This is a genomic window from Nonomuraea sp. NPDC049141 (assembly GCF_040648415.1).
GTDB lineage: Bacteria > Actinomycetota > Actinomycetes > Streptosporangiales > Streptosporangiaceae > Nonomuraea.
Window position 1 is genome coordinate 1 of record NZ_JBEZDR010000174.1, and the last position, 1,833, is coordinate 1,833.

At 71.1% G+C, this 1,833-nt stretch carries 3 protein-coding genes; all 3 read right to left on the minus strand.

The window, feature by feature from the left end:
* Positions 1 to 37 precede the first annotated feature (37 nt).
* Positions 38 to 445 carry a hypothetical protein gene (locus tag AB0B91_RS65575; RefSeq protein ID WP_089002738.1) on the minus strand — a complete coding sequence of 136 codons (408 nt, stop codon included), beginning with the start codon at positions 443 to 445 and terminating at the stop codon, positions 38 to 40.
* 199 nt (positions 446 to 644) lie between these two features.
* Entirely contained in the window at positions 645 to 866 is a 222-nt protein-coding gene (locus tag AB0B91_RS65580; RefSeq protein ID WP_089002739.1) for a DUF397 domain-containing protein, read from the minus strand.
* Positions 836 to 1,717, minus strand: a complete 882-nt coding sequence (locus tag AB0B91_RS65585; protein ID WP_089002740.1) for a helix-turn-helix transcriptional regulator — start codon at positions 1,715 to 1,717, stop codon at positions 836 to 838. The genes AB0B91_RS65580 and AB0B91_RS65585 overlap by 31 nt, the downstream gene beginning before the upstream one ends.
* Positions 1,718 to 1,833 lie beyond the last annotated feature (116 nt).

Here is a 1,833-nt window from a genome sequence, read left to right on the forward strand (position 1 = left end):
GGCCGCGCCCGCCCGGCCCGCGCCCGCCCGGCCCGCGTCAGCGCGAGCGGCCGGGCCCCTGCACGTATAGCAGCTCCAGGATCGCCCGGGTGGCCTCGAACCACCGGTCGAGCCAGCCGGGCGGCGGGACGCTGCCCTTCGGCGGCAACTCCATCAGCAGCCCGCGCAGGAGCGGGTGGTCGACCAGCGACTCGGCCGGCTCCACCGACCAGCCACCGGGCGGGAACGACGGCTCCGTCAGCGGATTGGGATCCAGCGAGGGCAGGGAGAGCGGCGGACCGGCCTGCTCCGGCGGGGCGGCCGGGGCCTCCCGGGCGCCGATCTCGGTGTCGGTCGACACCACCTCCGTGAGGACGGTGTCCCGGCGTGCCCCCCGGTACTTGCCCCCGAACCGTTCCGGCTTACCCGGCCCGTTGGTGAGGTTGTCTGACCCGATCGTCGTCATCCGTCTCGCCTGCCTCGCTCGGTTGCCGTCCGTGCGGCGGGTCGTCGACCAGCGCCGTACCCGAGGGGTACAACGACACGGGACCCGATGTGGCGACGCCGACGGCGGGACGTCTTCGTCGGCCGGGGCGGACGCGGACACGACGATGCCCCGTCCGGCGCGCAGCCGGACGGGGGCACCCCGTCAGATCACGGTCCCGTCAGCCCTTGTCGAACACACCGCCCCTGGTGCCGGCGACGAAGGCGTGCCAGTCACCGGGAGCGAAGACCAGGGCCGGGCCCGTCTTGTCCTTCGAGTCCCGCACGCCGACCGCCCCCGTCACGTATGCCACCTCCACGCAGTTGTCGCAGTTCGGCCCGCTCTTCGAGCTCTTGAACCACGTCGCCTGCGTCAGGTCCACGGGGAACCCATTGGTCGCCATTTCCACAACGGCTCCTCTGCCAGTTTCGCGATGTGTGCGATGGACTCCTCCGGACGAATGGCCGCCGCTCGGACGTGATCGAAGATGAAGCTGTACTTCTGCAGTTCGTCACTCTTCTCCAGGAAGAGCCCACCCGTGGCATTCTCCGCGTACACGACATCCGGATCACCGGGCTCAGGGAAGCTGAGGATCGTGAAGGTGCCGTCCATGCCGGCGTGCGCCCCCACCGCGAACGGCAGGATCTGGAGCGTCACGTTCGGCAGTTCCGCCACCTCGACCAGGTGTTTGAGCTGGTCACGCATTACCTCGTCCCCGCCCACCGGACGGCTTACCACCGCCTCATCGAGCACCACCCACAGATCGACCGGATCATCCTGCGTCAACAACGACTGACGGCCCAGACGGACACGCACCCGTTGCTGCACCTGCTCCGGCGTGAAGTCAGGCCGGGCGGCCCGGATCATCGCACCCGCGTACTCCTCGGTCTCCAGCAGCCCGGGCACCACCTGCTGCTCGTACGCCCGGATCGAGCTGGCCGCGGCCTCCAGCCCGACGTACGCGCCGACCAGCACCGTGCTGTAGGGGTGCCACCAGCCCTTCTGCCGCGCCTCCCGGGCGATCTGCACCAGCTCGTCGCTCTCGGCACCCACCACGCCGTAGATCCGCAGCATGTCCCGCACGTCGCGCGGGGTGGCCGTGGTGTGGCCGGTCTCGATCCGCGAGACCTTCGACGCCGAGCACTCCAACTGCTCGGCGACCGCCTCGATGGTGATCCCCGCCGTCTCCCGCTGCCGACGCAGTTCGGCGCCGAGGCGACGACGTCGGATGGTGGGGCTGCGCCGCTCGCTCACGGGGCCACCTCGGTCCGTGACCGCGGGTCGGGCCCACCTGTCGCGGTCACGGGACCACCGGCCCCGCTGGTCGGGACCACCGGCTGTCAGGCCTCACCGGTCCACCTCCGCCTCGC